General features: G+C 62.0%; 31 protein-coding genes. 13 read left to right on the forward strand and 18 right to left on the reverse strand.

The features are described 5' to 3' along the window. Positions 1 to 21: 21 nt before the first annotated feature. Complete coding sequence (locus ACWTU7_RS11505) at positions 22 to 741, forward strand: helix-turn-helix transcriptional regulator (protein WP_008873880.1); 720 nt, start codon at positions 22 to 24, stop codon at positions 739 to 741. Between the two features lie 173 nt (positions 742 to 914). Here the strand turns inward: ACWTU7_RS11505 and ACWTU7_RS11510 are convergent, their stop codons facing one another. The 3 genes from ACWTU7_RS11510 to ACWTU7_RS11520 all read right to left on the reverse strand — a co-directional run bounded on the left by ACWTU7_RS11510 (position 915) and on the right by ACWTU7_RS11520 (position 3,320). Continuing rightward, positions 915 to 1,610, reverse strand: a complete 696-nt coding sequence (locus ACWTU7_RS11510; protein ID WP_029348739.1) for a DUF1013 domain-containing protein — start codon at positions 1,608 to 1,610, stop codon at positions 915 to 917. Positions 1,611 to 2,033: 423 nt separating this feature from the next. Next, positions 2,034 to 2,174: a DUF1127 domain-containing protein gene (locus ACWTU7_RS11515; protein WP_065011316.1), complete on the reverse strand. Its 141-nt coding sequence runs from the start codon at positions 2,172 to 2,174 to the stop codon at positions 2,034 to 2,036. A gap of 132 nt (positions 2,175 to 2,306) precedes the next feature. Then, positions 2,307 to 3,320 carry an NAD(P)H-quinone oxidoreductase gene (locus ACWTU7_RS11520; RefSeq protein ID WP_455838618.1) on the reverse strand — a complete coding sequence of 338 codons (1,014 nt, stop codon included), beginning with the start codon at positions 3,318 to 3,320 and terminating at the stop codon, positions 2,307 to 2,309. A gap of 187 nt (positions 3,321 to 3,507) precedes the next feature. Here ACWTU7_RS11520 and ACWTU7_RS11525 point away from each other — a divergent pair, with 187 nt between their 5' ends. The 3 genes from ACWTU7_RS11525 (at position 3,508) to ACWTU7_RS11535 (ending at position 5,345) form a co-directional block, all read left to right on the forward strand. After that, positions 3,508 to 3,702, forward strand: a complete 195-nt coding sequence (locus ACWTU7_RS11525; RefSeq protein WP_029348741.1) for a DUF1192 domain-containing protein — start codon at positions 3,508 to 3,510, stop codon at positions 3,700 to 3,702. 76 nt (positions 3,703 to 3,778) lie between these two features. Next, the gene (locus ACWTU7_RS11530) at positions 3,779 to 5,026 is read left to right on the forward strand and encodes an MFS transporter (RefSeq protein WP_095517934.1); all 1,248 of its coding nucleotides are present in this window, start codon (positions 3,779 to 3,781) and stop codon (positions 5,024 to 5,026) included. Between the two features lie 31 nt (positions 5,027 to 5,057). After that, on the forward strand, positions 5,058 to 5,345 hold the full coding sequence (locus ACWTU7_RS11535; protein WP_455838617.1) for an ArsR/SmtB family transcription factor: 288 nt from the start codon (positions 5,058 to 5,060) through the stop codon (positions 5,343 to 5,345). 141 nt (positions 5,346 to 5,486) lie between these two features. Here the strand turns inward: ACWTU7_RS11535 and ACWTU7_RS11540 are convergent, their stop codons facing one another. The 5 genes from ACWTU7_RS11540 to ACWTU7_RS11560 all read right to left on the reverse strand — a co-directional run bounded on the left by ACWTU7_RS11540 (position 5,487) and on the right by ACWTU7_RS11560 (position 8,439). Beyond that, positions 5,487 to 5,855: a nuclear transport factor 2 family protein gene (locus tag ACWTU7_RS11540; protein ID WP_455838616.1), complete on the reverse strand. Its 369-nt coding sequence runs from the start codon at positions 5,853 to 5,855 to the stop codon at positions 5,487 to 5,489. 64 nt (positions 5,856 to 5,919) lie between these two features. Further along, on the reverse strand, positions 5,920 to 6,528 hold the full coding sequence (locus ACWTU7_RS11545) for a glutathione S-transferase family protein (protein WP_455838615.1): 609 nt from the start codon (positions 6,526 to 6,528) through the stop codon (positions 5,920 to 5,922). Positions 6,529 to 6,571: 43 nt separating this feature from the next. Further along, complete coding sequence (locus ACWTU7_RS11550) at positions 6,572 to 7,027, reverse strand: SRPBCC family protein (protein ID WP_455838614.1); 456 nt, start codon at positions 7,025 to 7,027, stop codon at positions 6,572 to 6,574. Continuing rightward, on the reverse strand, positions 7,024 to 7,383 hold the full coding sequence (locus tag ACWTU7_RS11555; protein ID WP_455838613.1) for an ArsR/SmtB family transcription factor: 360 nt from the start codon (positions 7,381 to 7,383) through the stop codon (positions 7,024 to 7,026). Before ACWTU7_RS11555 ends, ACWTU7_RS11550 begins: the two co-directional genes overlap by 4 nt. 159 nt (positions 7,384 to 7,542) lie before the next feature. After that, positions 7,543 to 8,439, reverse strand: a complete 897-nt coding sequence (locus tag ACWTU7_RS11560) for an alpha/beta fold hydrolase (protein ID WP_455838612.1) — start codon at positions 8,437 to 8,439, stop codon at positions 7,543 to 7,545. A 96-nt stretch (positions 8,440 to 8,535) separates the two neighbouring features. Here ACWTU7_RS11560 and ACWTU7_RS11565 point away from each other — a divergent pair, with 96 nt between their 5' ends. After that, on the forward strand, positions 8,536 to 9,063 hold the full coding sequence (locus tag ACWTU7_RS11565; RefSeq protein ID WP_029348748.1) for a winged helix-turn-helix transcriptional regulator: 528 nt from the start codon (positions 8,536 to 8,538) through the stop codon (positions 9,061 to 9,063). Positions 9,064 to 9,141: 78 nt separating this feature from the next. After that, entirely contained in the window at positions 9,142 to 9,375 is a 234-nt protein-coding gene (locus tag ACWTU7_RS11570; RefSeq protein ID WP_029348749.1) for a hypothetical protein, read from the forward strand. 110 nt (positions 9,376 to 9,485) lie between these two features. Here ACWTU7_RS11570 and ACWTU7_RS11575 read toward each other — a convergent pair whose 3' ends face one another. The 3 genes from ACWTU7_RS11575 to ACWTU7_RS11585 all read right to left on the reverse strand — a co-directional run bounded on the left by ACWTU7_RS11575 (position 9,486) and on the right by ACWTU7_RS11585 (position 11,223). Beyond that, a complete protein-coding gene (locus ACWTU7_RS11575) occupies positions 9,486 to 9,887 on the reverse strand; it encodes a hypothetical protein (RefSeq protein WP_029348750.1) in 402 nt (133 codons plus the stop codon). A 244-nt stretch (positions 9,888 to 10,131) separates the two neighbouring features. Next, positions 10,132 to 10,314 (reverse strand): 50S ribosomal protein L32, encoded by a 183-nt coding sequence (gene rpmF, locus ACWTU7_RS11580; protein ID WP_029348751.1) that lies wholly within the window; start codon positions 10,312 to 10,314, stop codon positions 10,132 to 10,134. Positions 10,315 to 10,452: 138 nt separating this feature from the next. Continuing rightward, the gene (locus ACWTU7_RS11585) at positions 10,453 to 11,223 is read right to left on the reverse strand and encodes a biosynthetic peptidoglycan transglycosylase (RefSeq protein ID WP_455838611.1); all 771 of its coding nucleotides are present in this window, start codon (positions 11,221 to 11,223) and stop codon (positions 10,453 to 10,455) included. 79 nt (positions 11,224 to 11,302) lie between these two features. On the opposite strand from ACWTU7_RS11585, the gene ACWTU7_RS11590 reads away from it, so the two are divergent. Further along, positions 11,303 to 12,220 carry a polyprenyl synthetase family protein gene (locus ACWTU7_RS11590; RefSeq protein ID WP_287338454.1) on the forward strand — a complete coding sequence of 306 codons (918 nt, stop codon included), beginning with the start codon at positions 11,303 to 11,305 and terminating at the stop codon, positions 12,218 to 12,220. Positions 12,221 to 12,245: 25 nt separating this feature from the next. Here the strand turns inward: ACWTU7_RS11590 and ACWTU7_RS11595 are convergent, their stop codons facing one another. The 6 genes from ACWTU7_RS11595 to ACWTU7_RS11620 form a co-directional block, all read right to left on the reverse strand. Further along, complete coding sequence (locus ACWTU7_RS11595) at positions 12,246 to 13,154, reverse strand: LysR family transcriptional regulator (protein ID WP_455838610.1); 909 nt, start codon at positions 13,152 to 13,154, stop codon at positions 12,246 to 12,248. 277 nt (positions 13,155 to 13,431) lie between these two features. Next, complete coding sequence (locus tag ACWTU7_RS11600; protein ID WP_455838609.1) at positions 13,432 to 14,169, reverse strand: class I SAM-dependent methyltransferase; 738 nt, start codon at positions 14,167 to 14,169, stop codon at positions 13,432 to 13,434. 7 nt (positions 14,170 to 14,176) lie between these two features. Then, positions 14,177 to 14,728 carry a chloramphenicol phosphotransferase CPT family protein gene (locus ACWTU7_RS11605; protein WP_455838608.1) on the reverse strand — a complete coding sequence of 184 codons (552 nt, stop codon included), beginning with the start codon at positions 14,726 to 14,728 and terminating at the stop codon, positions 14,177 to 14,179. A gap of 45 nt (positions 14,729 to 14,773) precedes the next feature. Continuing rightward, a complete protein-coding gene (locus tag ACWTU7_RS11610) occupies positions 14,774 to 15,646 on the reverse strand; it encodes a lytic transglycosylase domain-containing protein (protein WP_029348756.1) in 873 nt (290 codons plus the stop codon). Positions 15,647 to 15,650: 4 nt separating this feature from the next. After that, positions 15,651 to 16,904 (reverse strand): flavodoxin-dependent (E)-4-hydroxy-3-methylbut-2-enyl-diphosphate synthase, encoded by a 1,254-nt coding sequence (gene ispG / locus ACWTU7_RS11615; protein WP_455838607.1) that lies wholly within the window; start codon positions 16,902 to 16,904, stop codon positions 15,651 to 15,653. 380 nt (positions 16,905 to 17,284) lie between these two features. Further along, positions 17,285 to 17,464, reverse strand: a complete 180-nt coding sequence (locus ACWTU7_RS11620) for a YdcH family protein (protein WP_455838606.1) — start codon at positions 17,462 to 17,464, stop codon at positions 17,285 to 17,287. A gap of 239 nt (positions 17,465 to 17,703) precedes the next feature. Between ACWTU7_RS11620 and ACWTU7_RS11625 the strand changes: the two genes are divergently transcribed. Then, positions 17,704 to 17,907 carry a YdcH family protein gene (locus tag ACWTU7_RS11625; protein ID WP_029348759.1) on the forward strand — a complete coding sequence of 68 codons (204 nt, stop codon included), beginning with the start codon at positions 17,704 to 17,706 and terminating at the stop codon, positions 17,905 to 17,907. Between the two features lie 32 nt (positions 17,908 to 17,939). Here ACWTU7_RS11625 and ACWTU7_RS11630 read toward each other — a convergent pair whose 3' ends face one another. Then, positions 17,940 to 18,743 carry an IclR family transcriptional regulator gene (locus ACWTU7_RS11630; RefSeq protein WP_455838605.1) on the reverse strand — a complete coding sequence of 268 codons (804 nt, stop codon included), beginning with the start codon at positions 18,741 to 18,743 and terminating at the stop codon, positions 17,940 to 17,942. A 120-nt stretch (positions 18,744 to 18,863) separates the two neighbouring features. Here ACWTU7_RS11630 and ACWTU7_RS11635 point away from each other — a divergent pair, with 120 nt between their 5' ends. From ACWTU7_RS11635 to ACWTU7_RS11655, 5 genes are all read left to right on the forward strand, one after another. Continuing rightward, positions 18,864 to 19,745: a transporter substrate-binding domain-containing protein gene (locus ACWTU7_RS11635; protein WP_127208722.1), complete on the forward strand. Its 882-nt coding sequence runs from the start codon at positions 18,864 to 18,866 to the stop codon at positions 19,743 to 19,745. A gap of 70 nt (positions 19,746 to 19,815) precedes the next feature. Continuing rightward, positions 19,816 to 20,481, forward strand: coding sequence for an amino acid ABC transporter permease (locus ACWTU7_RS11640; RefSeq protein WP_065011301.1), 666 nt, complete (start codon positions 19,816 to 19,818; stop codon positions 20,479 to 20,481). A 1-nt stretch (position 20,482) separates the two neighbouring features. Next, the gene (locus ACWTU7_RS11645; protein ID WP_095517947.1) at positions 20,483 to 21,133 is read left to right on the forward strand and encodes an amino acid ABC transporter permease; all 651 of its coding nucleotides are present in this window, start codon (positions 20,483 to 20,485) and stop codon (positions 21,131 to 21,133) included. A gap of 4 nt (positions 21,134 to 21,137) precedes the next feature. Next, positions 21,138 to 21,932 carry an amino acid ABC transporter ATP-binding protein gene (locus ACWTU7_RS11650; protein WP_455838604.1) on the forward strand — a complete coding sequence of 265 codons (795 nt, stop codon included), beginning with the start codon at positions 21,138 to 21,140 and terminating at the stop codon, positions 21,930 to 21,932. Between the two features lie 38 nt (positions 21,933 to 21,970). Continuing rightward, entirely contained in the window at positions 21,971 to 22,432 is a 462-nt protein-coding gene (locus ACWTU7_RS11655; protein ID WP_455838603.1) for a RidA family protein, read from the forward strand. Positions 22,433 to 22,456: the final 24 nt, after the last annotated feature.

Genomic DNA, 22,456 nt, shown 5'->3' on the forward strand with positions numbered 1-22,456 from the left:
ACAACACCGAGGGACCATACGATGCGTCGCGCCGACAGGCTCTTCCAGATCGTGCAGCATCTGCGCGGTGGCCGTCTGGTCACCGCCCAGAAGCTGGGCACGTGGCTCGAGGTTTCCGAGCGAACCATCTACCGCGACATCGCCGACCTGCAGTCGACGGGCGTGCCGATCGACGGCGAGGCCGGCGTCGGCTACATGATGAGGGAGGGTTTCGACCTTCCGCCGCTGATGTTCACGCGTGACGAGATCGTCGCGCTGGTCGCCGGCGCCCGCATGGTGCGCGCGTTTGGCGGCGCTGCCATGGCGCGGGCCGCCGACGAGGCGCTGGTCAAGATCGGCGCCGTGCTGCCCGATGCAGAAAAGGACCGCATCGCCCGCACCGAAATCCACACGCCTATGTGGGTGGTGAGCGACGCCGCCCGCGAAGCAATCGACCTGATCGAGCGCGCAGTGGAAAAACGCCAGGTGCTGACTATCGACTATTCCGACGAAGCAGGCCGCGGCACCGCGCGCGACATCAGGCCATTGGGCCTGTGGTTCTGGGGCAAGGTGTGGACGCTGGTCGCCTGGTGCGAGATGCGCGACGATTTCCGCGCTTTCCGTATCGATCGCATCGCTTCGGTGGTCATAGCCGGCCGCGTCTTCAAGCCGGAGCGCGGCAAGCAGCTCGCCGATTTCTATCGTGCGGTTGAGCGCAGCGAGGATTACGGCATGGCACCGGACCGAGCCGCGCGAACCTAAATTAGGTGACGTCTTCCCCCTCCCCTTGTGGGAGAAGGTGGCCGAGCGAAGCTCGGTTGGCTGAGGGGTGCTGGACGGATCGCGGCGTTGGCGTTTCTTCCAACGGCCTCTTCCGTCTGGCGCTGCGCGCCAATCCACCTTCTCCCACAAGGGGAGAAGGCAGGTGCCCTCACCTATTCCTCGTCGTCCTTATCCTCGTCCTTCGACTTCAGCGCCGAAAGCTTGGCGAAGACCGCGTTGGCGTCGAGCTCCGCATCCTCATCCTTTGGCTTCTCCGCTGCCGGCACGAGGCGCTCGGTCAATGCCGCCGGCAGCAGCGTATCGCCGGCCGGCTGTGCCTGCTCGCGGCCACGCGAGGCGCGGTTGACTTCCATGTCGAGGTCGATCTGCGAGGCGAGACCCAATGTCACCGGATCCATCGGCTGCAGATTGGCCGAGTTCCAGTGCTTCCTGTCACGGATCTGGTCGATCGTCGACTTGGTGGTGCCGACGAGGCGCGCGATCTGCGCGTCCTTCAGCTCGGGATGGTTACGCACCAGCCAGAGGATGGCGTTGGGCCGGTCCTGGCGTTTCGACAGCGGCGTGTAGCGCGGACCCTTGCGCTTGGATTCCGGCACCCGCACTTTGGGGTCGGACAGCTTCAGCCGATGGTTCGGGTCCTTCTCGGCACGTGCAATCTCGTCGCGGGTCAGCTGGCCGGTCATGATCGGGTCCATGCCCTTGATGCCCTGCGCCGATTCGCCATCGGCGATCGCCTTGACCTCGAGCGGATGCAGTCCGCAGAACTGCGCGATCTGCTCGAAGGAGAGCGCGGTATTGTCGACCAGCCAGACGGCGGTCGCCTTGGGCATCAGCAGCGTATTGGCCATTATGAGATATCCTTCTCGTTCGCCCGCGTTCCCGCGCGGGCGGTGGTTTTAGAGCCACCAAAATGGGAAATTCGCTGCGTATATAACCACTCCGTTGCCGTTTCGCAACGGTTTTGGAAGGTACTGTCGTAAGCATGGCTGCAGGACCGGAGAATGCAGAAGCTTGTGGGAGTGTTACGCCGCTGGGGGCGTGGAGCTTTTTGCAGCATCTTGCCGGCGCCTTCGTGGCACCGATCGATCATCGCAGCTGCTGCTGCACGGACTTCAAAACGACAAAACCCGCCGGACAGGGTCCAGCGGGCTCGGAACCGGCGACGGGAAACCCGTCTGCTGCGGGCTCTGGCTTCTAAAGCATGATCTCGGACCGAAGCACCACGTCGCGAAAAAGCGGCTTGATGCTTTCAGGCGAGATCACGCTTGAGATCAAAGCGCCTTGCGGGCGATCCTCTCGATGTCACCACGGTTGATTCCGAGGTCGTTGAGCTGACGGGCGTTCAGGCGGTTCAGTTCGCGCACGGTTTCATTGTACATGCGCCAGTTACGGAAAGCACGGATCGGGTTCATGGTAGTCCTCCATCGTTTCGATGGCGCTCAAATAGGCATCGTTGATGAAAAGTTGAACAGACGCTTTTGCATGGCCGCAATGCGTTTGTTGCATTGCACAATTAAGCCTTTGTTCAGCTTGTTTGCCGACCGTCAGCCGACATCGAGCACGATCTTGCCGATGTGGTCGCCGTCCTCCATTCGCTCATGCGCCCGCCACGCTTCCTTGAGCGGGAAGATCATGTCCATGACGGGCGCTACCTTGCGGGTGCCTAGCAGCGGCCACACCTGCGCCTCCAGCGCCGCGGCGATCGCCGCCTTGACTTCGACGGTGCGCGGCCGCAGCGTCGAGCCGGTGTGGGTGAGCCGCTTGACCATCATCTTCGAGAAATCGGCGCTTGCCACCGCCCCGCTCTGCGTGGCGATCTGGACGATGCGGCCTTCCACCGCCGCGGCCTCGTAGTTTCGCGCCACATAGTCGCCTCCGACCATGTCGAGGATGACGTTGGCACCCTTGCCGCCGGTCGCGTCCTTGACCGCCGCGACGAAATCCTCCTCACGGTAGTTGATCGCGCGGTCGGCGCCAAGCTTCAGACAGGCGTCGCATTTCTCCTGGCTGCCGGCGGTGGTGATGACATAAGCGCCGAAGGCCGAGGCGAGCTGGATCGCCGTGGTGCCTATCCCGGACGAACCGCCATGGACGAGCAGCGTCTCGCCGCCCTTCAGGCCGCCGCGCTCGAAGACATTATGCCAGACGGTGAAGTAGTTTTCCGGTACCGCCGCCGCTTCCGTGTGGGTAAAGCCGGCGGGCAGCGGCAGCACGCTGCCGGCATGGACCTTGACGTATTCGGCATAGCCGCCGCCGGGTGTCAGCGCGCAGACCCGGTCGCCGACACGCCACCGTGATATCTCGTCGCCAAGAGCTGCAACTTCGCCCGACGCTTCGAGGCCCGGCAGGTCCGACGCACCGGGCGGCGGCGGATAGACGCCCTTGCGCTGCTGCACATCCGGCCGGTTGATACCGGCAGCGCGCACCCGGATCAGGATTTCGCCGGGACCGGGCACGGGCACGTCGCGCGTTTCCGGTTTCAGCACTCGCGGTCCGCCGGGTTCCGAAATCGCAATGGCCGTCATCTTCGCCGGAATTTTGTTCTGTCCACTCGCCATGAATTTTCCCGTCTCGCTTCGCCAGTTTCTTCCAGCTGCCGGTTTTCTTGCCGACTGTTTGCATCCATGTCCCTGCCCTATGTATGCTGATTGCCAAATCAGGCAAATGGCCACTGCAGCGTCGGGCGTTCGAATTGGACGCGCAGAGCTAGCAGTTGATTTTTTTGCGCATGAGCGAGGAGCAACGATGGCGATCTTCGACGACGAACCCAAAAAGAAAGCCCGCCCGCATGAGATCGGGCAGGATCTGTCGCTGCTTTCCGTCGATGAACTGTCCGAGCGGATCGCCATCTTGCGCGACGAGATCGCCCGTCTCGAAGCCGAGCTCAAGACCAAGAGCACCACCAAATCAGCGGCCGAGGCGCTGTTCCGCCGCGGATAGTTTCCAGAGCCGAAGCGCCCGCCGCCGAAAAGCTCGAAACTTCAGACCCTCCCTAAATTCCAGCCGGATCAGCTAAATGTTTGCAAGCTACCGACCGATCCTCTCGCTGCTTCGCGGCACCGCTTTCCTGCTGGCGGCGACCGGACTGCACGGGCTGCTGTTGCCGCTGCGCGGCCAGTTGGAAGGTTTCTCGACCGCATCGCTCGGCCTGATGGGCACGGCCTGGGCCGGCGGCTTCGTCACCGGCTGCTTCTTTGCGCCGCGCCTCGTGCGTCGAGCCGGTCACGTACGCGCTTTCGGCGCCTTTGCGGCATCGGGAGCCATCATCGCACTGCTCACCGGCCTGATCATCGACGAATATGTCTGGATCCTGCTGCGCGCCTTCACCGGCTTCACCATGGCCGGCGCCTTCATGGTCATCGAAAGCTGGCTGAACGAGAAGTCCACCAACGAGAACCGCGGCACCGTCTTCGGTCTTTACATGATGGTCACCTACGCCTCGATCATGGGCGGCCAGATGATCGTTGCCGGGGGCGACGTGAAGTCGGCCTCGCTGTTCATGATCACCGGTATCCTGTTCTGCCTATCGCTCATTCCGACCGCGGTGTCGACGGCTTCGCACCCCAAGCCGCTGCAGGACGTCTCGCTCGACGTCAAGGGGCTCTATGTCAATTCGCCGGTGTCGGCGATCGCCTGCGTTTTGATCGGCATCGCCAACGGCGCCTGGGGCACGCTTGGTGCCGTCTATGGCGCCCGTATCGGCATTTCCACGGCCGAGATCGCGCTGATGATGAGCTTGGTGGTCGTCGCCGGCGCAGCCATGCAACTTCCGGCCGGGCGTCTTTCCGACAAGACCGACCGCCGCTTTGTGCTGGCGGGCCTGGCCTTCGGCGCGGCGCTGTTCGCCCTCGCGGTCTTCCTGTTCGAACCGCGCTCCGGCGTCTTCGTCATCGTCTGCACCGCCGCCTACGGCGCTTTTGCCTATACGCTATATTCGATCGCCGTGGCCCATGCCAACGACCACGCCCGGGCCGAGGATTTCGTCAAAGTGTCGGGCGGCCTGCTGCTGCTCTATGGTTTCGGCACGATGATCGGTCCGCTGCTGGCCGCCGGCCTGATGGGCTGGATGCGGCCGGAAGGCCTGTTCCTTGCGACGGCCTTCGCGCATCTTTGCCTGGCGGGCTATACGCTGCTGCGCATCAGCCGGCGCGCGCCGGTGCCGATCGAAGACCGCGACGCCTTCAAGACGCAACCGGCCGAGCGCTCGATCACGCCGGAAGCATTGCGGCTCGATCCGCGCAGAAAGCCTGAAACCAACGGTTGAGATTTAGAAAACTTTGCCTCACAAATAAGGCATGATGTTTTCCGACGCCTTCATGGCGATTGCCGATCCCAACCGGCGCTATCTTTTGGAAGAGCTCCGGCGCGGCCCGAAGACCGTCAACGAACTGGCCGCCGGGTTGCCGGTCTCGCGTCCGGCTGTTTCGCAGCATCTAAAGGTGCTGCTCGACGCCGGACTGGTCAATGCCAAGCCGGAAGGGACAAGGCGCGTCTATACGGTCAGCAATGCCGGCTTCCTGAAGCTCAACATCTGGCTCGACCAGTTCTGGGATGCAGAGCGGCTTGGCTCGCCAGGAAACTGAGTTGCGCCGTGACGTCTTGGCCGTGGCGCACCAAGCGCGTCGAGCAGCTCGCCTGTGTCATGTTGCGAGTGCCGAGATCATCGTGGCTGTCGAGAAGGCATCCCTGCCCGGTCCTACCGCCTGGCAAGCCGATGAACTAGCTCAAGGTTGTTGCGGGACGAAAACGCCGTCCTTGTAGGTAGCGCCGAAATAAACCTCGACGCTGCGCAGCCTACCGTCCTGGAACGAATGCAGTTCGGTGTTGCGGAAGACCTTGCCGTCGAGCGTTTCGCAGCGATAGAGAACGAAAGCATCGTTGCCGTCCTCGCAAATCCTCTCGACGGCGATCGACTTGAACAGTGTGCTGTTTGGCCAGCAGCGCGCGAAGTAAGTCGCGCGGTCGATGGCGTTGTCGTAAGGGCTGGTGAAGGTGAAATCGTCTGTCAGCACCGCCTCAATGACGCTGCGGTCGTTGGCCTGATAGGCGGCGAAGTAACTGCGGATCAAGTCCGATCTGATTTTGACAGGCATGGCGAAAGCTCCTTTGGATTCAGGTGCTGGCGTTGAGCCGCACATCGTCCCATTGAACGGCAGCCTAAGCGTTCCAACTTGGACGTTTCTGAACACGGTCGAGCCAATGATGGACATTGACGAGCGCGTCCGGAATGTCGGTTCCGAAGAAAGCGCCAAGCCACGCTGCGACGGCGGCGGTGATATCGGCGACGGAATACTGGTCACCGGCGATGAACGAACGGCCATCGGCGATCTCCCGGTCGAGCCACGCCCACTTTGCCGGAACGGCTTCTCGCTGCGTTTCGGCGAAAGCCGGGAACTGCACGAGCCGCTCCGCAAACATGGGATCGGAATGCTGGGCAATGCTGCCGATCGTTCCGAAGATCTCGATCTCGGCGCGGCGGTTCCACATTTCGACCTTGCCCTGGCTGACCGCGTCCGAGCCGAACAGTGCCGGCGTCGGATGAAGCGCCTCCAGATAGCGGCAGATGGCGATACTTTCGGTGATCACCGTGCCGTCGTCGAGCACGAGCACGGGAATCTGGCCTAGTGAGTTGAGCTCAAGGAATTGCGGCGACTTGTGCTCGCCTTTTGTGAGGTCGACATTAACCCGCGGAACGTCGATGCCTTTCTCAGCCATGAAGATGCGAACGCGGTAGGAATTCGGACCGATGCCGCAGTAGAGTTTCATACTATCCTCCCAATTCTGCTGGTCTTGGCTTGGGCTGCGGCGCTCACGCGCATTCTACCCGCAGGTTGTCGAGCATCTGGCTCCAGCCGGCCTGATGGTTTTCGGGCTGATCATGGCCATCAAGAAAGGCGCCTTGCTCGGTCATCACCAGCCGGCAGCCTGCGCCTTCTCGACGGAATTCAACCGTCAGCAGGCCGACAAACAATCGCTGGCCGCTGCTGGTCATGCCGCCAGCCGAGACGATGCGTTGGTCGCGCACGATGTCGAGGTAGCGCGTCTCGTTCACATAACTCTCGCCGCCCTTGGGTCCGAAACGGCTGAGCGCAATGCCGCCCACCTGGAACTCGAAGCAGTCAATGCTGGTTTCCCACCCCTCGCCGGGCGAGCCCCAGCGCTGCAATGCGGCGGGATCGGACCAGGCGGCGAACACCCGCGCCGGCGAAGCGTCGTAGCTGCGTTCGAGCACTATGGTCGAATGGACGACGGAGCGTTCGCTCATGTTGGCCTCCTCAGTTTCCTTCCGTTTCGTCCTTTTGTTTCCGCAAGAAAGGCGCCGAGCCGGTCGAGCCGCTGTTCCCAGTTTAGGCGCCGTTCGTTGATCCAGTGTTCGGCGGTCCTCAGCGCCTTCGGCTCGATCCGGCAGGTGCGCACCCGGCCGAGCTTTTCGGTGCGGACGAGGCCGCTCGCCTCCAGCACGTTCAGGTGCTGGACGACCGCCGACAGCGACATCGCCAGCGGCTCGGCCAACTGGCTGACCGAGGCGGAGCCGCGCGACAGCCGCTCCACCATGTGCCGCCGCGCCGGGTCGGCGAGCGCCTGGAACATCAGGTCGAGTTGGGCGCTATCTTGCAGCATCGGGCTTAACCGTTGTTGCAGGGGAAGAGCTTGAAGTAGGACATTGTTTCGCTCGTTCCTTGGTGGTTCGCCGCTGCGTGGTTTTACGGAGGGCTGAAACACTGAAGTGGTTACTTAACTATTGCCACGGAGATAGTGTGTCAAGGTCCGGCTCCGCGCTTATTTGGCTCGGGCATGGGTGACGATGGCACCAACGATCGCGGCCCAGTCGTCGGGATGCAGTTCATGGCCGCCGCCCTCGATGCGGACAAGCCTCGCGCCGGCAACCGCCTCTGCAAGAGCGGCGCCATGCTCGACCGGAAAAATTGGATCCGCGGTGCCGTGGATAACGAGGAGCGGAACCTTCAACTCGTGCAGGCGACCCCTCCAGTCTTCGCCGCCCCGATCTTCGCCGCCCCGATCTTCGCCGCCCCGATCTTCACCGCCCCGATCTTCACCGCTCGTGAGCAGGAAGTGATTGGTCGCGCTCAAGAAGCCGCCGGATCGGTCGTAATCCTGTTCGACGAACGCCCTCGTCAGCTTCTCGTCGAATGGATGCGCGGTGCCGGCGATTGCGTGCGCGTCCTGGACCATGAAGTCGACCACCTGGTCACGGTTCGACCAGTCGACTTTCGCGCCTTCGGCGGAATGCTTCATATAGGCGTCGGTCATCCCTGGCAGATGCGACGTGTCGATCCCGATTGGCGAAGTGCTGATCGCCGTAAGCGAGATGACCCGCGACGGATGTTTCAGCGCGACAAGCTGCGCGATCATGCCGCCCATCGACATGCCGGCCACATGCGCTTTCGCGATGCCATAACTGTCTAGTACGCGGATGGCGTCGTCCGCCATGTCGACGAAAGTGTAAGGCGGTTCGCCCGGCGCATATTTGGTCGAACGGCCGGTATCGCGATTGTCATAGCGGATCACGAACAGACCCTTGCCGGCCAATTTCCGGCAGAACGCCTCCGGCCACCAGAGCATCGAAGCCATGGCGCCCATAATCAGCAGCATCGGTGGATGCGTGGGATCGCCAAATGTCTGGGACGCGATTTCCGGTTCCACTACCTTCGTCATCTTCGCAGTCTCCTCCTAAACCGATTGCTTTTTGCAATCAGTTGCACGATAATAAGACTGATACGATAATGCAACCGGTTTCTATCGGAGAATCGCATGAGCATCGATCGCCGGTCTGGGTGCCCGATCAATCTGTCGCTTGAAGTGTTTGGCGACCGGTGGAGCCTGATCATCCTTCGCGACATGATTTTCGGCGGCAAACGCCACTTTCGCGACCTGCTCAACGGGTCGCTGGAAGGAATCGCTTCCAACATACTCGCTGACCGGCTGAAGCGGCTGATGGAGCTCGGCATGCTGACCAGGGCGGACGATCCCACCCACAAGCAGAAGGCAATCTACAGCCTGACCGAAATGGCGATCACGCTGGTGCCGATCCTGGCGCATCTCGGCGCCTGGGGTCGCGTCTGGCTGCCTGTCAGCGAGGAGCTCTCGATCCGCGCCGAGCTTCTGGAGAAGGGCGGCCCGCCGATGTGGGAAAAGTTCATGGACGAACTGCGCCACGAACATCTGGGCACGCCTTCCGACACGCCGCCGGATGCCACCGTGCGTGCCACCCTGCGGGCCGAATATGAGGCGATTGCCGCCCGAAAGGCGCCGGGCGCCAGGTGCGATTCCCGCGCCTAACCAACTTATTTTCCCCATTGCAGGTCGGCTCTGCTATTAAAGGAATGAAAACTATAATTTACGGGATTGGAAAAGCCCTTGGTTGAGAACTCTAAGGATACTGCCCGCGCGCGGGCCGATTTGCGTTTCAAGAAGCAGGAAGAGGCAGCCACGGTTCGCCAGAAGGCGATGGCGGAATATGTCGCCGAGAGCGACGCCCGCCAGATAAAGACCAACAAACTGAGGGCGCTCCGCCTTGCCAAAGAAGCGGAAGACCTCGCCAATGCGCCGGCTGCTCCGGTGAAGAAGCCGGCGCGCGCCAAGAAAAAATAGGGCTGGTTCCGGCGTATCCGACGTGTCGGGCGGGCCTGTCCTGCCCGTTGTCGGCAGGTGCTGACATCGAGGCGGTTGACTCACCGCCGACCCAGCTTGCGGCGAGGCCTCTAGCCCATGTTTATGTCACGAGTGGCCGCTCGCATCGACACCGAGAAGCCGGCCAGGACGTCGACCAGTGCGATGACCATCAGCGTGAAGAAAACCGAGTGCGCCGCGCCCTTCACCAGCAGGAACTCGACCAGGAACGCCACGAAGACGAAAGTCGACAACAGGTGGTCCATGATCGAGGCGTTGGTCGTGCGCGTCGATTTTACGATTTCGATGAAGAAGAGAAGCAGCCCGATCAGCACGATCAGATCGCCGAGCGTCATCGAGAACACCCCGCCCGACATCATGCGGATCGAGAACATTTGGCTTGCCCAGGGATCGTCGCCGCCGCCGAATATTCCCAGAAGCCCGAGATTATAAAGGACGAAGGGCACGATCAGCAGCGGGATGGCACCGAACATCAGAAGGCTCCGGTTGGACAACCTTCTCTAGTATGCGCTCGGCGTTCGCCGTCAAGAATTTTCGTACGCGACCGCGAACACGGACAAAGACCGTGCGAAATAACAATGTCAGCCGGCACGGCTGCCGTCCGGTACGGCTGCTGAGCTCTCTGAAATTGGTTCGGTGGGCGATCATCTCCGCCAAATGCAAAAAGACCGGCGCGATGGCCGGTCTTCGGGAGTCACAAAACCGTCGAAAGCGTTCTCAGCTTTCCTTCGGTTCCAGAACCTGGCGACCGCGATACATGCCGGTCTTCATGTCGATATGGTGCGGGCGGCGCATCTCGCCGGAATTCTTGTCCTCGACATAGGTCGGGGCCTTCAAGGCATCGGCCGAACGGCGCATGCCGCGCTTCGACGGAGAGGTTTTTCGTTTCGGTACGGCCATGGATATGCTCCATTACATGGTCAAAATGCCCCGGCTGCCCTCGTGAAAGGGCCGCGTCAGGGGCCGGAATCTGAGAAAGTCGGGTGCCTATACACGCCCTGCGCCGTTTTGGCCAGCGTCGCCGCAAATTTTTTTAAGCTAACGCAGACAGCCGACATAGGCGCCGGACCGGCCCGCGCGCCGCTCGATCAGCGCGGCCAGCCGTCTCAGCCCCGGTCCGGGCTTCGCCGGGTTGCGCGCGATTGGGTTCGGCAAGGTGACGGCAAGCAGCGCCGCCTGGCGACGCGACAATCGTTTTGCCGAAACCCCGAAATGGTGCTGGGCGGCGGCCTCGATGCCATAGATGCCCGGCCCCCATTCGGCGATATTGAGATAGATTTCCATGATGCGCCGTTTCGACATCACCATGTCGACATAGACGGCCAGCGGCAGCTCGACGACTTTCCGGACCGAACCCAGCGGCCGCGACCAGAGATAAAGGTTCTTCACGGTCTGCATGGTGATGGTCGAGGCGCCGCGCGTCATCTCGCCGGCCAGCGCATCGTCGACGACGCCCCTCAACTCGCCAAGGTCGATGCCGCGATGGAAACAGAACTGCCCGTCTTCCGACATGATGACCGAATTCGCCAGCGCCGGCGCCACATCGTCGATCGAGACCCAGCGCCGGTCATAGCCGGAAAACGTCGCCAGATCCTTCAGCATCAGTGTCGATACCGGATGAACGAACGGCGGGAGATAAAGAAAGGTCAGCACCACCGGCATCAGCGCCAGCACGACGGCGACGGTGAAACCGCGCCGGACCCAGTGCCGGGGCCAACGTTTGAGACCGATGCGGTTGCCGCGTTTCGGCCTCACCATGTCCAGCCCTTCGGTTTCGTAATCGACGATCGGTTCCGCCAAGCCGCTCAATCCATGCTGCTCCCTGCCCCCGGCATAATGGCGCTTGGCTTCTTGCGCAACGTCTGAGTGTCGGCTACCCGTCCCCGGCATGACGAAAGACGATCAAATGCCGTTCGAGGCAGCGCTTGTCGCGCGCACAGGTCCGGTCGAGGCGCTGCTCAGGCGACTGCTCGACGACCGCCCGCTTTCAGGCGAGATCGCGCGGCCGCAACGTCTGATGGAGGCGATGCGCCACGGCGTGCTGAACGGCGGCAAGCGCCTGCGCCCCTTCCTGGTCATGGAAAGCGCCGCGCTGTTTTCCGCGGACGGCGAGGCGGCGCTGCGCGTGGCGGCGGCGCTCGAATGCGTGCATTGCTATTCGCTGATCCATGACGATCTGCCGGCCATGGACGACGACGATTTGCGCCGTGGCCAGCCGACCGTGCACAAGGCCTTCGACGAGGCGACCGCTATCCTCGCCGGCGACGCCTTGCTGGCGCTCGCCTTCGACATCATTGCGGACGAAGCGACAATGCTGCCGGCCGAGCGACGGGCGGCGCTGGTGCTGGCGCTGGCCCGCGCTGCCGGAGCTGGCGGCATGGTCGGCGGCCAGATGCTCGATCTCGAAGCCGAGCGTATCAGGCCGGACGAGGCCGGCATCATCCGGCTTCAGGCGATGAAGACCGGCGCACTGATCCGCTTCGCCTGCGAGGCGGGCGCAATCCTTGCCGGCGCGCCAGCGGCCGACCGTGAAAGACTGGCGGAATTCGGCTCCGCGATCGGGCTTGCCTTTCAACTTGCCGACGATTTGCTCGACCTGACGGCGGACGCGCACCAGATGGGCAAGGCAACCGGCAAGGATGCAGCCGCCGGCAAGGCGACGCTGGTGGCGCTGCACGGCCCCAATTGGGCGCGGGGCCAGCTTCAGGGCCTCGTCGACCAGGCCCACGCCTTGCTTCATCCCTATGGCGACGAGGCCGTGCTTCTGAAGCAGGCAGCCGAATTCGTGGCGGCCCGCAACAGCTGACGCTGTTCCAAGTTGTACTCGCGTCCTATGGCGCGCCGTGTAGCCAAGGAGGGTTGGCGAATTGTTCCGCCAGGAAATCCACGAACACGCGCACACGCGGCGACAGGATTCGGCCTGGCGGATAGACGGCGCAGATTGGTGGTCCGTCATGATGATTGTATCCGGTGAGCAATGCGGTCAGTCTGCCTACTCTGATATCCGGTCCAACCAATATCTCCGACATGCGGACGATGCCGACACCGGCGAGCGCCAGCCGGCGTAGCGCTTCCGTGCTGTTGGCCTCTATCGGGCTGCGGATACGCATGCTTTGCGGACCGTCCGGGCCATCGAATTCCCAGATGTTGAGGCCGCCGCGTGATGTGATGCCAAGACATGTATGATGTTGAAGATCGCCTGGCGTCATCGGGATACCGTGTTTTTCGAGATACCGAGCTGACGCGCAAATGACACGGTGATTGGGCGCCAGCCGCCGCATCACCAGCCTGGAATCGCTCTGGGCGGCAACGCGCACGGCGACGTCCGTTTCCTCAGCCAATAGGTCGACAATCGCATCTGTGAACATTAGCTCGAGCTCGATGGCAGGGTAGCGATCGATGAAGGCCGGTAACATCGGCACGATCAAACGATGGCCGAAGGCGCTTGGAAGACTGACCCGCAGCCGGCCGCGCGGTTCTGCGCCGGGTTGAATCGCGATTTCAGCCTCTTTGATGTCGTTCAGGATACGGCGAGCGCTATCGGCATAGGTGCTGCCTTCCGCCGTCAAGCTGATCCGCCGCGTCGAGCGTTGCAGCAATCGCACGCCAAGGCGGGACTCAAGCCGCCCGATGATCTTGCTGACGGCCGATGGGCTCATCCGCAGCCGGCGTGCCGCCGCCGAGAAATCACCTTCCTCGACAACCGACAGGAACACACCCATCGTTTCTGGCCGGCCCATGTCATCTATTCCAATTCGTCACAGATGAACGGAAATTATCATAGATTATCGGCACGCGCGATACATAATATCATTTCCTCTTCAGCATCTAAAATACCGGCGAGGAGGTGCGCGATGCGTTCAGAACAGCCAAATCTGCGCGATGCTCACGAGTTGCATCGGTGGGCACGTCGCGAGCGCAGCGCCGCAATTGGCCGGTTATGTCTTCGTATTATCCGCGTGCTCAGTCGGTCACGTCAAAGGATGGGGAACCGCTCAAGGCGAAGCAACGTCCGGGCTAGCGCAACCGGCCGATCGGAATGATTTCCGGCGATGTCGGACCGTATGGCTCGCCACGCCAGTTGCCGAGCCATGCTTCGACGACCAGCCCGGTCTCGTCCAGCATCTGCGCAAGGCTTTCCTTTACCGGGAAGGCTATTTTCGATTCGGCGCTGAGCACCCGCCCGCTATCGGAGATTGCGTAGTGGGTCGAGTAAGTGACGACGCCGGTAGCGGGATCGCGCCGAAAATCGTTCCACGCTCTTACAGTGCCCAATCTTGGATGACTCAGTTCCCGTTCGGACCGGTCCGGCGTCCACTCGAGCCATTCCTCCGCGGCTGGATTTCGCGTGTCGAAGATGAAGCGTCCATCGGCAGCCAGATGAGCAGCGATCGTGGCAAGCACCGCCTCTCGATCTTCTGGCGTCAGAAACACCTGGAAGGCGTGCCCGGTCAAAATCACCAGATCGAAGCGTCGTCCGAGCCGGACGTTGCGCGCATCGGCCTCGACCCAGTCGACCCTCTGCCCGCCGGCTCTGCGGCGCGCGATGTCGAGCATCGCCGGCGCGGGGTCGACGCCGGTCACGCTGCGCCGATCGGCGAGCGCGGCGGCCAATTGCCCGGTACCGCAGCCGAGATCGAGAACCGAGCCCGCGTCCTTGGCAAAGCCGACGCAATAGTCGAAGTCCACGCCACCTTCGTTCTCGATATCATAGAACTGGACGAGGTCGGGATCGCTGTAAAGATGGTCGGTCATTGTGGGCCTATAGCTGGAATTTTGCTTTTATGCGCCTGGCGCACTCCAGCGGCGTGAGCGTGCTGGTGTCGATTTCGAGATCGTAGCTGATATCCTTGTGCACGCGGTCATATTGCCAGCGCGACAGCCCCGGCAAGCGGTCGGCCCGCTGGATTTCGCGAGCCTCGAGAACGTTCAGCGGAGCAAAGACGCCGACCAGGCATAGATCGAAATCCGACAGCAACCTCAGATACTTCGGCATCTCGCCGTCGCACAGCACATTATCGACAATGAGGTTGTTGCCTTGTGCCGCCATCGCCGCGATGGCGTGCCGCATGCCTCGCATGGTTCGCTCACCGACCGGCCCGGTTTTGATGACGACCTGCGGCCTGCCGTCTTTCGCGATCGCTTCATAGGCGAAACCGTCGGCATGGTCCTGGAGGGCCTCGGGCAGCATCTCGACGAATGCGTCCATCTGAACATGCAGGAAGGGCTCGGTAGTCATCGTCTGCAACGCCTTGGCGATCGAGCTCTTGCCGGCGCTACCGACGCCGTTGAGAAGGATGATCTTGGCGGTCATGTTTCCAGCCCTTTCAGGTTCGACGAAGCGGCCGCCATATCGCCTTTACCGATTCCGCACCACAATGCATGCACCGCCGACGCTTTGCAGTTTCTGGCAGATGTTGTTGGCCTTGGCTTTGGAGTCGGCGCCGATCCGGACCGCATAGATGCCGCGTCTGCCGATCGGCGTACGCACCCGGCTGACCACCGGATCATGCCCGCCAAGCAAGTCCGGAAACCGGCGCTTCACGCTGTTCCATTGACTGAGCGCCGCGGCGCGGCGGAAATTGCCGGCCACCTGCACGCCCCACGGCTTGATATTGATCGACGCCATGGCCACGGTTCTGGACTTGATTACCGGCAGCTTGCGGCAGGCGACCGCGAAGCTCGCTTTCTTGTCGAGCGGCTGGATGGTGCCGGCATAGGCGATGTCGGTGAACCTGTCGGCCGGCTCGCCCATGATGTCCAGAACGTAGTTTTCGGTCTCCATCGGCAGGAAGCCACCGGAACTCAGCCAGCGCGATACCCGGCTTTCACCGGCATTGTAGGCGGCGGCGGCCAGGCCCAGATTGCCGAAGCCGGTTTTCATTTCGGCGAGATATTTTGCCGAAGCCGGGATGGCCTGCTCGATATCAAAGGAATTGGCGAGGCCGCGTATCTTGGCGGTACCCGGCATGAACTGGGCGATGCCTTCGGCGCCGACCGGACTGACCGCATTGGGATCGAAGCGGCTTTCTTTCCAGATCAGCCGGGCAAAGAAGTCCTTGGGCAGGCCGTTTTGATATGCATGGGCCTCGATCAGGTTGCAAACCCGGTCGAGCAGCCGCTGTTTGGCGGGGCGCGGCGGATCGGCGTGGGCGGCTGTCGCCCAGCCGAGCCCGCCAAGCAAAACCAATCCACCAAGCAAAACCGGCGTCGCCCAGGGGAAGCGCCGCATCGACCTACTCCGCCGCGGCCTTGCCAGGTTGACCAAACCGCTGCTCGATATAATCGGCGACCATTTTTTCGAAGTCGGCGGCAATCGAAGGGCCGCGCAGCGTCGCCGCTTTCCTGCCGTCGACGAACACCGGCGCCGTCGGCGTCTCGCCGGTACCGGGCAGCGAAATGCCGATGTCGGCATGCTTGGATTCACCTGGACCGTTGACGATGCAGCCCATCACCGCGACCTTGAGGTTTTCGACGCCCGGATATTTTTCACGCCACACCGGCATGTTTTTGCGCAGATCCGCCTGGATATTCTGGGCGAGTTCCTGGAACACGGTAGAGGTCGTGCGACCGCAGCCGGGGCAGGCGGCGACGATCGGCACGAACTGCCGGAACCCCATGGTCTGCAGGAGTTCTTGCGACACCTGCACCTCGCGCGTGCGGTCGCCATTCGGCTCCGGAGTCAGCGAGATGCGGATCGTATCGCCAATGCCTTGCTGGAGCAGGATGCCCATCGCCGCGGACGAGGCGACGATGCCTTTCGAACCCATGCCGGCCTCGGTGAGGCCGAGATGCAGCGCGTGGTTGGAGCGGGTGGCAAGCTCGGTGTAGACGGCGATCAGATCCTGCACGCCGCTGACCTTGGCCGACAGGATGATCTTCTCGCGGCCAAGGCCGATCTCCTCGGCCATTTCGGCCGAAAGGATCGCCGACTGCACGATCGCCTCGCGCGTTACCTCCTGCGCGGTCAGCGGAAAGCCTTGGCGCTGGTTGTCGTCCATCAGCCGGGTCAGAAGCTCCTGGTCGAGCGACCCCCAGTTGACGCCGATGCGCACCGGCTTGTCGTACCGGATCGCCATCTCGACGATCGCCGCGAACTGCCGGTCCTTCTTGTCCTTGAAGCCGACATTGCCCGGATTGATGCGGTATTTGGCCAGCGCCTCGGCGCAAGACGGGTGGTCGGCGAGCAGCTTGTGGCCGATATAGTGGAAATCGCCGACCAGCGGCACGTTAATGCCGAGCCGTTCGAGCCGCTCGCGGACGGCGGGCACGGCGGCAGCACTCTCGTCGCGATCGACGGTGATGCGCACGATCTCGGAGCCGGCGCGATGCAGCGCCGCAATTTGAGCGACTGTCTGGTCGACGTCGGCGGTGTCGGTGTTGGTCATCGACTGAACGACGACAGGCGCACCCCCGCCGACCATCACGCCGCCGACATCGACACCGACCGATGTACGGCGCGGGAAGGGTGAAGAAAAATATCCGGTCATGGCCGGCTGCCCTTTGTTAGCGCCGAATTCCGGAATCGGTTTCCGGAAACAATCATGCGCAAAAATCAAAATACAGCGTCGTTTGCGCGTCCGAAAGGACGCGCGGCGCCGTAGAAGGTCCCGGCATGAGGTGGAGGAGCAAAGATGGCTTGTCAATGGCGACAGGCAGGCAGACCTGTCAAATCGACCGCCGGATAAATAAAGAAACGCTCCGGCGGCATTGGTTGCCACCGGAGAAGATGGTCGCGCGCAAAGCGCGCAACTATCCCTGCGCATGACCCCGAAATCGGAATCGATTTTCGGAAAGGGTCATGCGCCAAATCAGAAGCACTACAGCGTCCTTTGCGCGTCCAAAGGACGCGCGGCGCTGTAGAAGAGCGTCAGTGCGTGGTCCGTTTCGCCTTCAGTTTTTCAATCTCGTCCTTGAGCGCCAGCTTGCGCCGCTTGAGATTCACGATTTCGAGGTCGTCGACCGATGGATGGTTCATCGCATCATCGATTTCGCGTTCGATGTCGCCGTGTTTCCGCTGCAGCTCATCAAGATGGGATGCAAGAGACATGATTGGTTCTCCCTTTCATGGTTTCCTCGATTGCAGCCGTCAAGGCGCGTCCACCGCAGGCTCGCTTCTGTGACGGCATCATGACAGTGTGCCACTATCGGGCATCGATGTCGAATGCTGCGTGGTAGCATTCCACGACAATACGAAATGTGGTATTGGCTGCGCGCCGGTGCAAGATACCTCCGGCCCCGCCCAATCAGGCCCATTTTTGGGCGCCGCAGACGTGCAGACGGTAGATAATGTCCGAACAGGAACAGGCCGATATCCGCCTCGAATATTCTCGGCTGAAGCAAGAGCACGCCGATTTTGACGCGGCGATCAACGCGATGATCGCCATCGGCTGCGACCCTCTGCAGATCCAGCGCATGAAGAAGAAAAAGCTTTTCCTGAAAGACCGGCTGATGGCGCTGGAAGACCGGATCATCCCCGACATCATCGCGTGAGCGAATCGACTTACCGTCGCGGCAAATCCTGCTCATCCCGCGATCGAAAGCCTTGCGGCGCGTTCGCGCAGCAGGGCAATGAGATGGCCGGTCTTCTCCTCGGAAGTGTCGATGGGAACCACCAGGCATATCGTCGCCTCGACCTTGCCGGCAGCTGAAAAGACCGGCGCGGCCAGGCATTTTGTATAGGCGTCGACAAGACCGGAGGTCACACAGTAGCCGGCAGCCCCGGCCGTGACGATATCTTCTATGAAATCGTCCAGCAGCAATCTGCGGCCGTCCGGCAGGACGAGATCGTCCTCAGACACCATGTCTTCGATCACGGCCCGTTCGAAACCGGCGAGAAGCAATCGCCCGGACGCGGTCCAGGGAAGCGGTATCTGCAGACCTGTGGCCGAACTGATCCGGAACGGCCTGGTGCCCGGGCTTGAATGGACAATCGTATAGCGGCCGCTTTGCAGCATGCACAATTCAGAGGTCTCGCCTGTCTCGCGCGACAGATTGTCGACTTCCTGACGCCCTCTCCTGAGCAAGTCGTTGCCGCGCACATAGTCCATTCCGTAGAGATAAAGCTTCTTCCCGAAATAGACCCGATTGCCGTCGACGGCCATTTCCAGCAGGCCCGCATCCACGAGCGAGCGCACAAGCGTGTAGATCGTCGAGCGTGGCGCATTCACTCCTTTGGCGAGATCCCCAATCCCGATCGCTCGCTGGTTCGCGTGAAGAAACTCCAGGATATGGAGCACCCGGTTGAGACCCTTCTCGCGGGAACTCGCAATCTTGTCTTCGCCCGGACCAGCTTCCGACCGCGCTGCCAAGGCATTGCCATCTTGCATTACTGATTCCTGATGTTAGTATCTGTCTTGTACAGGATACATGTGTCTTTTGTAAGAGACAATCCAGCAGATCACTGACGCATGTATCGGCAAGGGGAACACAACACGAAGGAGGTCGCCGTGAACGACACATCCAAAAGACGTGAATTTCTGAAACTGGGAATGGCAGGGCTTGCAACGGCCGGAGTGGTGGGCGCAGCAGCAACGATCGATGTTCAGAAGGCGGCAGCGCAAGCTGCACCGGACAGCCTGCTGCGCACTGTTCTTGAGCGCGGCAAGGTGATCGTCGGCACCGGCAGCACCAACGCGCCCTGGCACTTCGAAAACGATGCCGGCGAGCTGGTCGGCATGGACATCACCATGGGGCGCATTCTTGCCAAGGGCCTTTTCGACGATACGACCAAGGTCGAATTCGTCATGCAGGATCCGGCACAGCGCATTCCGAACGTGACCACCAACAAGGTCGACATCTCGATCCAGTTCATGACCATGACCGCCCAGCGCTCGCAGCTGATCCACTTCTCCCGGCCCTATTACGTCGAAGGCATCGCCTTGCTGACCCTTCCGAACGCCGAAAACAAGACCTTCGACAAGCTGCTTGCCGGCGGTTCGGCGACACGGATTTCCATCCTGCAGAACGTCGATGCCGAGGCAAATGTGCGAATCGTCCTGCCGGAGGCGCAGGTGATGCAGATAGACACGCAGGCCAACGTGCTGCAGGCACTGGAATCGAAGCGCGTCGACGGCGCCGCCGTCGATCTGTCGACGGTCCGCTGGCTCGCCTCGCGTAATCCGGACAAATACTTCGATGCCGGCAAGAGCTGGTTCTCGATGCTTTACGGCGCCGCACTTCGGCAAGGCGACCTCGACTGGCTGACCTTCGTCAACACGACCTTCACCACCGCCATGTTCGGCCATGAGACGGCGCTCTATGACGCAGCATTCAAGGACTATTTCGGACAGGAGCCGCCGGCGCGCCATCCCGGCTTCCCGGTCATCTGATGCAAGCTGGCGGAAGGGCCGCGCGCTTCCGCCTCCTTCTCGTCGACGGCCCTCGATATCACAGGGACACATGGGCTATACCCTAAACTTCAACCTGATCTGGCGGCATTTCGACAAGCTCTGGGGAGGGCTGCTGCTCAGCCTCGAGCTGGCCGTGATCTCCATCGCGATCGGCATCGTCATCGGGCTGCTTCTGGCGGTCTGGTACGTGTCGGCCGGGCGTGCGGTGCGGACCGTCATCGCCGCCTATGTCGAGTTCATCCGCAACGTGCCGCTGATCCTGCTCGTCTATCTCGTCTTCTACGGCCTGCCGACGGTGGTCGACATCGCCTACAGCGCGCAGACCTCATTCATTGCCACGCTGTCGCTCTATAGCGGCGCTTATCTGGTCGAGGTGTTCCGCTCGGGGCTCGAAGCGGTTCCGCGCGGACAGCTCGACGCCGGCAAGGCGATCGGCCTGACGCCCTGGCAAAGGCTGGTCCATGTGCGCCTGCCGACGATGTTGCGGATAACGCTGCCCGCGCTTTCCAACACGTTCCTATCGCTGTTCAAGGACACGTCCGTTGCCTCGGTCATTTCGGTGCCCGAGCTCACCTACGGCGCCCAGTGGATCAACTTCAACACCTTCCGCATCGTCGAGGTCTATCTTGTAGTGACGGCGATGTACCTCTTGACCGGCTATGCGCTTCTTTATGCGCTTCGGCTTGTCGAGCGCCGGTTCAGGGCGGCGCATTAGGATGCTTGGCCAGATCGCCTATGCCTTGCCTTTCCTGGCCCAGGGTTTTGCCGTGACACTATGGGTGTCGCTGCTGGTCGTGGTGTTGTCGCTCGTCGCCGGCGTGATGATGGGCGTCGGCCTTGTCTATGGCCCGGCTCCGCTGCGCTGGGCGGTGCGGATTTTCAGCGACACCATTCGCGGCATTCCGATCCTGGTGCTCATCTTCTTCGTCTATTACGGCCTGCCTGCCGTCGGCATCCATCTGGAATCCTTCTGGGCAGCCGTGCTGGCACTCACCCTGTTCAAGACGGCGCAGGTCATCGAGTATCTGCGCGGTGCGGTCGGTTCCATACCGAAGGGGCAGTCCGAGGCGGCGATGGCGATCGGGCTGACCTTTCGCCAGCGACTGGCTTACGTCATCTTCCCGCAAGCGTTCAGGCGCTTCCTGCCGCCTTGGATCAATGGCGTCACCGATGCGGTGAAGGGCAGCGCGCTGGTCTCGCTGCTCGGCATCACCGACCTGATGCACGCCATCAACCAGGTCATCGGCCGCACCTACGAGGCGATGCCGCTCTACATCCTCGGTGCGGTCATCTACTTCGTCGTCAATTACGCCCTCTCCCTGGCCAGCCGACGGTTGGAGCGGCGTTTCTCCTTTATCCGGGAATAGCAAGATGTCCATCGCCCCGCCCGCCAATCTGGCGCTTCTCGACATCTCCGACGTTTCCAAATCCTTTGGATCCGTCGAGGTCCTGCGCTCCGTCAGCCTGCAGGTGACACGCGGCGAGGTGGTGACTGTCATCGGACCTTCCGGCAGCGGCAAGACCACGCTGCTGCGCTGCGTCAACTTCCTGGAGAGCTACGACAGCGGCTCCATCCGCATCGACGGCAAGGAGGTCGGCTTCCGCGACACGGGAACACGCCAGCGCCGCAGCGAGCGCGACCTGGCGAAGATGCGCGCCGAAACCGGAATGGTGTTCCAAAGTTTCAATCTGTTTCCGCATCTGACGGCGGCCGGCAACATCATGCTTGGCCTGCGCAAGGTGCGCGGCAAGAGCAGTACCGAAGCACGTGCCATTGCCGAGCACTGGCTCGGCCGGGTCGGACTTGCCCACAAGGCCGACAGCCTGCCGGCCGAGCTTTCCGGCGGCCAGCAGCAGCGCGTCGGCATCGCCCGGGCGGTGGCGATGGAGCCGAAAATCCTACTACTCGACGAGATAACATCCGCGCTCGACCCGGAACTCGTCGGCGAGGTGCTCGAGGTCGTGCGCAGCCTGGCCGAGGACGGCATGACGATGGTGATGGTCACGCACGAGATGGCCTTTGCGCGCGACGCCTCGAGCCGCATCGTCTTCATGGCGGATGGCGGCGTCAGCGCCGCAGGCCCGCCTGCCGAGATTCTGGGCACCGAGATCAACAATGAGCGTCTCCGCAGTTTCCTGGCGCGGTTTCGTGCCTCGCATTTCTGACATCCGGACGGCGAAAGCTGTCGCAAGGAGCCTTTTTCATGACGCCTTACATCCGGCTCGCCGAATTGGGCCTGACGCTGCCCGAGCCGCCGGCGCCGATCGCCAACTTCGTCACACACGCCGAAAGCGGACGGCTGATCTTCCTCTCCGGCCAGGGGCCGTTGCGCGTCGACGGCACGCTTTGCACCGGCAAGGTGGGCGAGGACGTCACTGTTGAAGAGGCCTATAAGCATGCCCGTCTCACCGGCCTGAACCTGCTCGCCGTCATGCACGCCGCGGCAGGCGACCTCGGCCGCATCGTGCGCGTCGTCAAGCTGCTTGGCTTCGTTAACGCGATCCCGACCTTCAGTGACCATCCGAAAGTGGTCAACGGCTGCTCCGATCTTTTCGCCGCTGTCTTTGATAATATCGGCGGGCACGCCCGCTCGGCGATCGGTGTCGGCTCATTGCCGGGCAACATCACTGTCGAAATCGAGGCGGTGGTCGAGATCGCCGCCTGATGTCTACCAAATGGGATCCGCAAA

The sequence above is a fragment of the Mesorhizobium sp. BHscii genome (genome assembly GCF_053848065.1).

What these genes read in the sequence shown, in the direction of transcription:
- ACWTU7_RS11505 (WP_008873880.1), top strand. Translation starts at nt 22, where the DNA reads ATGCGTCGCGCCGACAGGCTCTTCCAGATCGTGCAGCATCTGCGCGGT.
- ACWTU7_RS11510 (WP_029348739.1), bottom strand. Translation starts at nt 1,610, where the DNA reads ATGGCCAATACGCTGCTGATGCCCAAGGCGACCGCCGTCTGGCTGGTC.
- ACWTU7_RS11515 (WP_065011316.1), bottom strand. Translation starts at nt 2,174, where the DNA reads ATGAACCCGATCCGTGCTTTCCGTAACTGGCGCATGTACAATGAAACC.
- ACWTU7_RS11520 (WP_455838618.1), bottom strand. Translation starts at nt 3,320, where the DNA reads ATGGCGAGTGGACAGAACAAAATTCCGGCGAAGATGACGGCCATTGCG.
- ACWTU7_RS11525 (WP_029348741.1), top strand. Translation starts at nt 3,508, where the DNA reads ATGGCGATCTTCGACGACGAACCCAAAAAGAAAGCCCGCCCGCATGAG.
- ACWTU7_RS11530 (WP_095517934.1), top strand. Translation starts at nt 3,779, where the DNA reads ATGTTTGCAAGCTACCGACCGATCCTCTCGCTGCTTCGCGGCACCGCT.
- ACWTU7_RS11535 (WP_455838617.1), top strand. Translation starts at nt 5,058, where the DNA reads ATGATGTTTTCCGACGCCTTCATGGCGATTGCCGATCCCAACCGGCGC.
- ACWTU7_RS11540 (WP_455838616.1), bottom strand. Translation starts at nt 5,855, where the DNA reads ATGCCTGTCAAAATCAGATCGGACTTGATCCGCAGTTACTTCGCCGCC.
- ACWTU7_RS11545 (WP_455838615.1), bottom strand. Translation starts at nt 6,528, where the DNA reads ATGAAACTCTACTGCGGCATCGGTCCGAATTCCTACCGCGTTCGCATC.
- ACWTU7_RS11550 (WP_455838614.1), bottom strand. Translation starts at nt 7,027, where the DNA reads ATGAGCGAACGCTCCGTCGTCCATTCGACCATAGTGCTCGAACGCAGC.
- ACWTU7_RS11555 (WP_455838613.1), bottom strand. Translation starts at nt 7,383, where the DNA reads ATGCTGCAAGATAGCGCCCAACTCGACCTGATGTTCCAGGCGCTCGCC.
- ACWTU7_RS11560 (WP_455838612.1), bottom strand. Translation starts at nt 8,439, where the DNA reads ATGACGAAGGTAGTGGAACCGGAAATCGCGTCCCAGACATTTGGCGAT.
- ACWTU7_RS11565 (WP_029348748.1), top strand. Translation starts at nt 8,536, where the DNA reads ATGAGCATCGATCGCCGGTCTGGGTGCCCGATCAATCTGTCGCTTGAA.
- ACWTU7_RS11575 (WP_029348750.1), bottom strand. Translation starts at nt 9,887, where the DNA reads ATGTTCGGTGCCATCCCGCTGCTGATCGTGCCCTTCGTCCTTTATAAT.
- rpmF (WP_029348751.1), bottom strand. Translation starts at nt 10,314, where the DNA reads ATGGCCGTACCGAAACGAAAAACCTCTCCGTCGAAGCGCGGCATGCGC.
- ACWTU7_RS11590 (WP_287338454.1), top strand. Translation starts at nt 11,303, where the DNA reads ATGACGAAAGACGATCAAATGCCGTTCGAGGCAGCGCTTGTCGCGCGC.
- ACWTU7_RS11595 (WP_455838610.1), bottom strand. Translation starts at nt 13,154, where the DNA reads ATGGGCCGGCCAGAAACGATGGGTGTGTTCCTGTCGGTTGTCGAGGAA.
- ACWTU7_RS11600 (WP_455838609.1), bottom strand. Translation starts at nt 14,169, where the DNA reads ATGACCGACCATCTTTACAGCGATCCCGACCTCGTCCAGTTCTATGAT.
- ACWTU7_RS11605 (WP_455838608.1), bottom strand. Translation starts at nt 14,728, where the DNA reads ATGACCGCCAAGATCATCCTTCTCAACGGCGTCGGTAGCGCCGGCAAG.
- ACWTU7_RS11610 (WP_029348756.1), bottom strand. Translation starts at nt 15,646, where the DNA reads ATGCGGCGCTTCCCCTGGGCGACGCCGGTTTTGCTTGGTGGATTGGTT.
- ispG (WP_455838607.1), bottom strand. Translation starts at nt 16,904, where the DNA reads ATGACCGGATATTTTTCTTCACCCTTCCCGCGCCGTACATCGGTCGGT.
- ACWTU7_RS11620 (WP_455838606.1), bottom strand. Translation starts at nt 17,464, where the DNA reads ATGTCTCTTGCATCCCATCTTGATGAGCTGCAGCGGAAACACGGCGAC.
- ACWTU7_RS11625 (WP_029348759.1), top strand. Translation starts at nt 17,704, where the DNA reads ATGTCCGAACAGGAACAGGCCGATATCCGCCTCGAATATTCTCGGCTG.
- ACWTU7_RS11630 (WP_455838605.1), bottom strand. Translation starts at nt 18,743, where the DNA reads ATGCAAGATGGCAATGCCTTGGCAGCGCGGTCGGAAGCTGGTCCGGGC.
- ACWTU7_RS11640 (WP_065011301.1), top strand. Translation starts at nt 19,816, where the DNA reads ATGGGCTATACCCTAAACTTCAACCTGATCTGGCGGCATTTCGACAAG.
- ACWTU7_RS11645 (WP_095517947.1), top strand. Translation starts at nt 20,483, where the DNA reads ATGCTTGGCCAGATCGCCTATGCCTTGCCTTTCCTGGCCCAGGGTTTT.
- ACWTU7_RS11650 (WP_455838604.1), top strand. Translation starts at nt 21,138, where the DNA reads ATGTCCATCGCCCCGCCCGCCAATCTGGCGCTTCTCGACATCTCCGAC.
- ACWTU7_RS11655 (WP_455838603.1), top strand. Translation starts at nt 21,971, where the DNA reads ATGACGCCTTACATCCGGCTCGCCGAATTGGGCCTGACGCTGCCCGAG.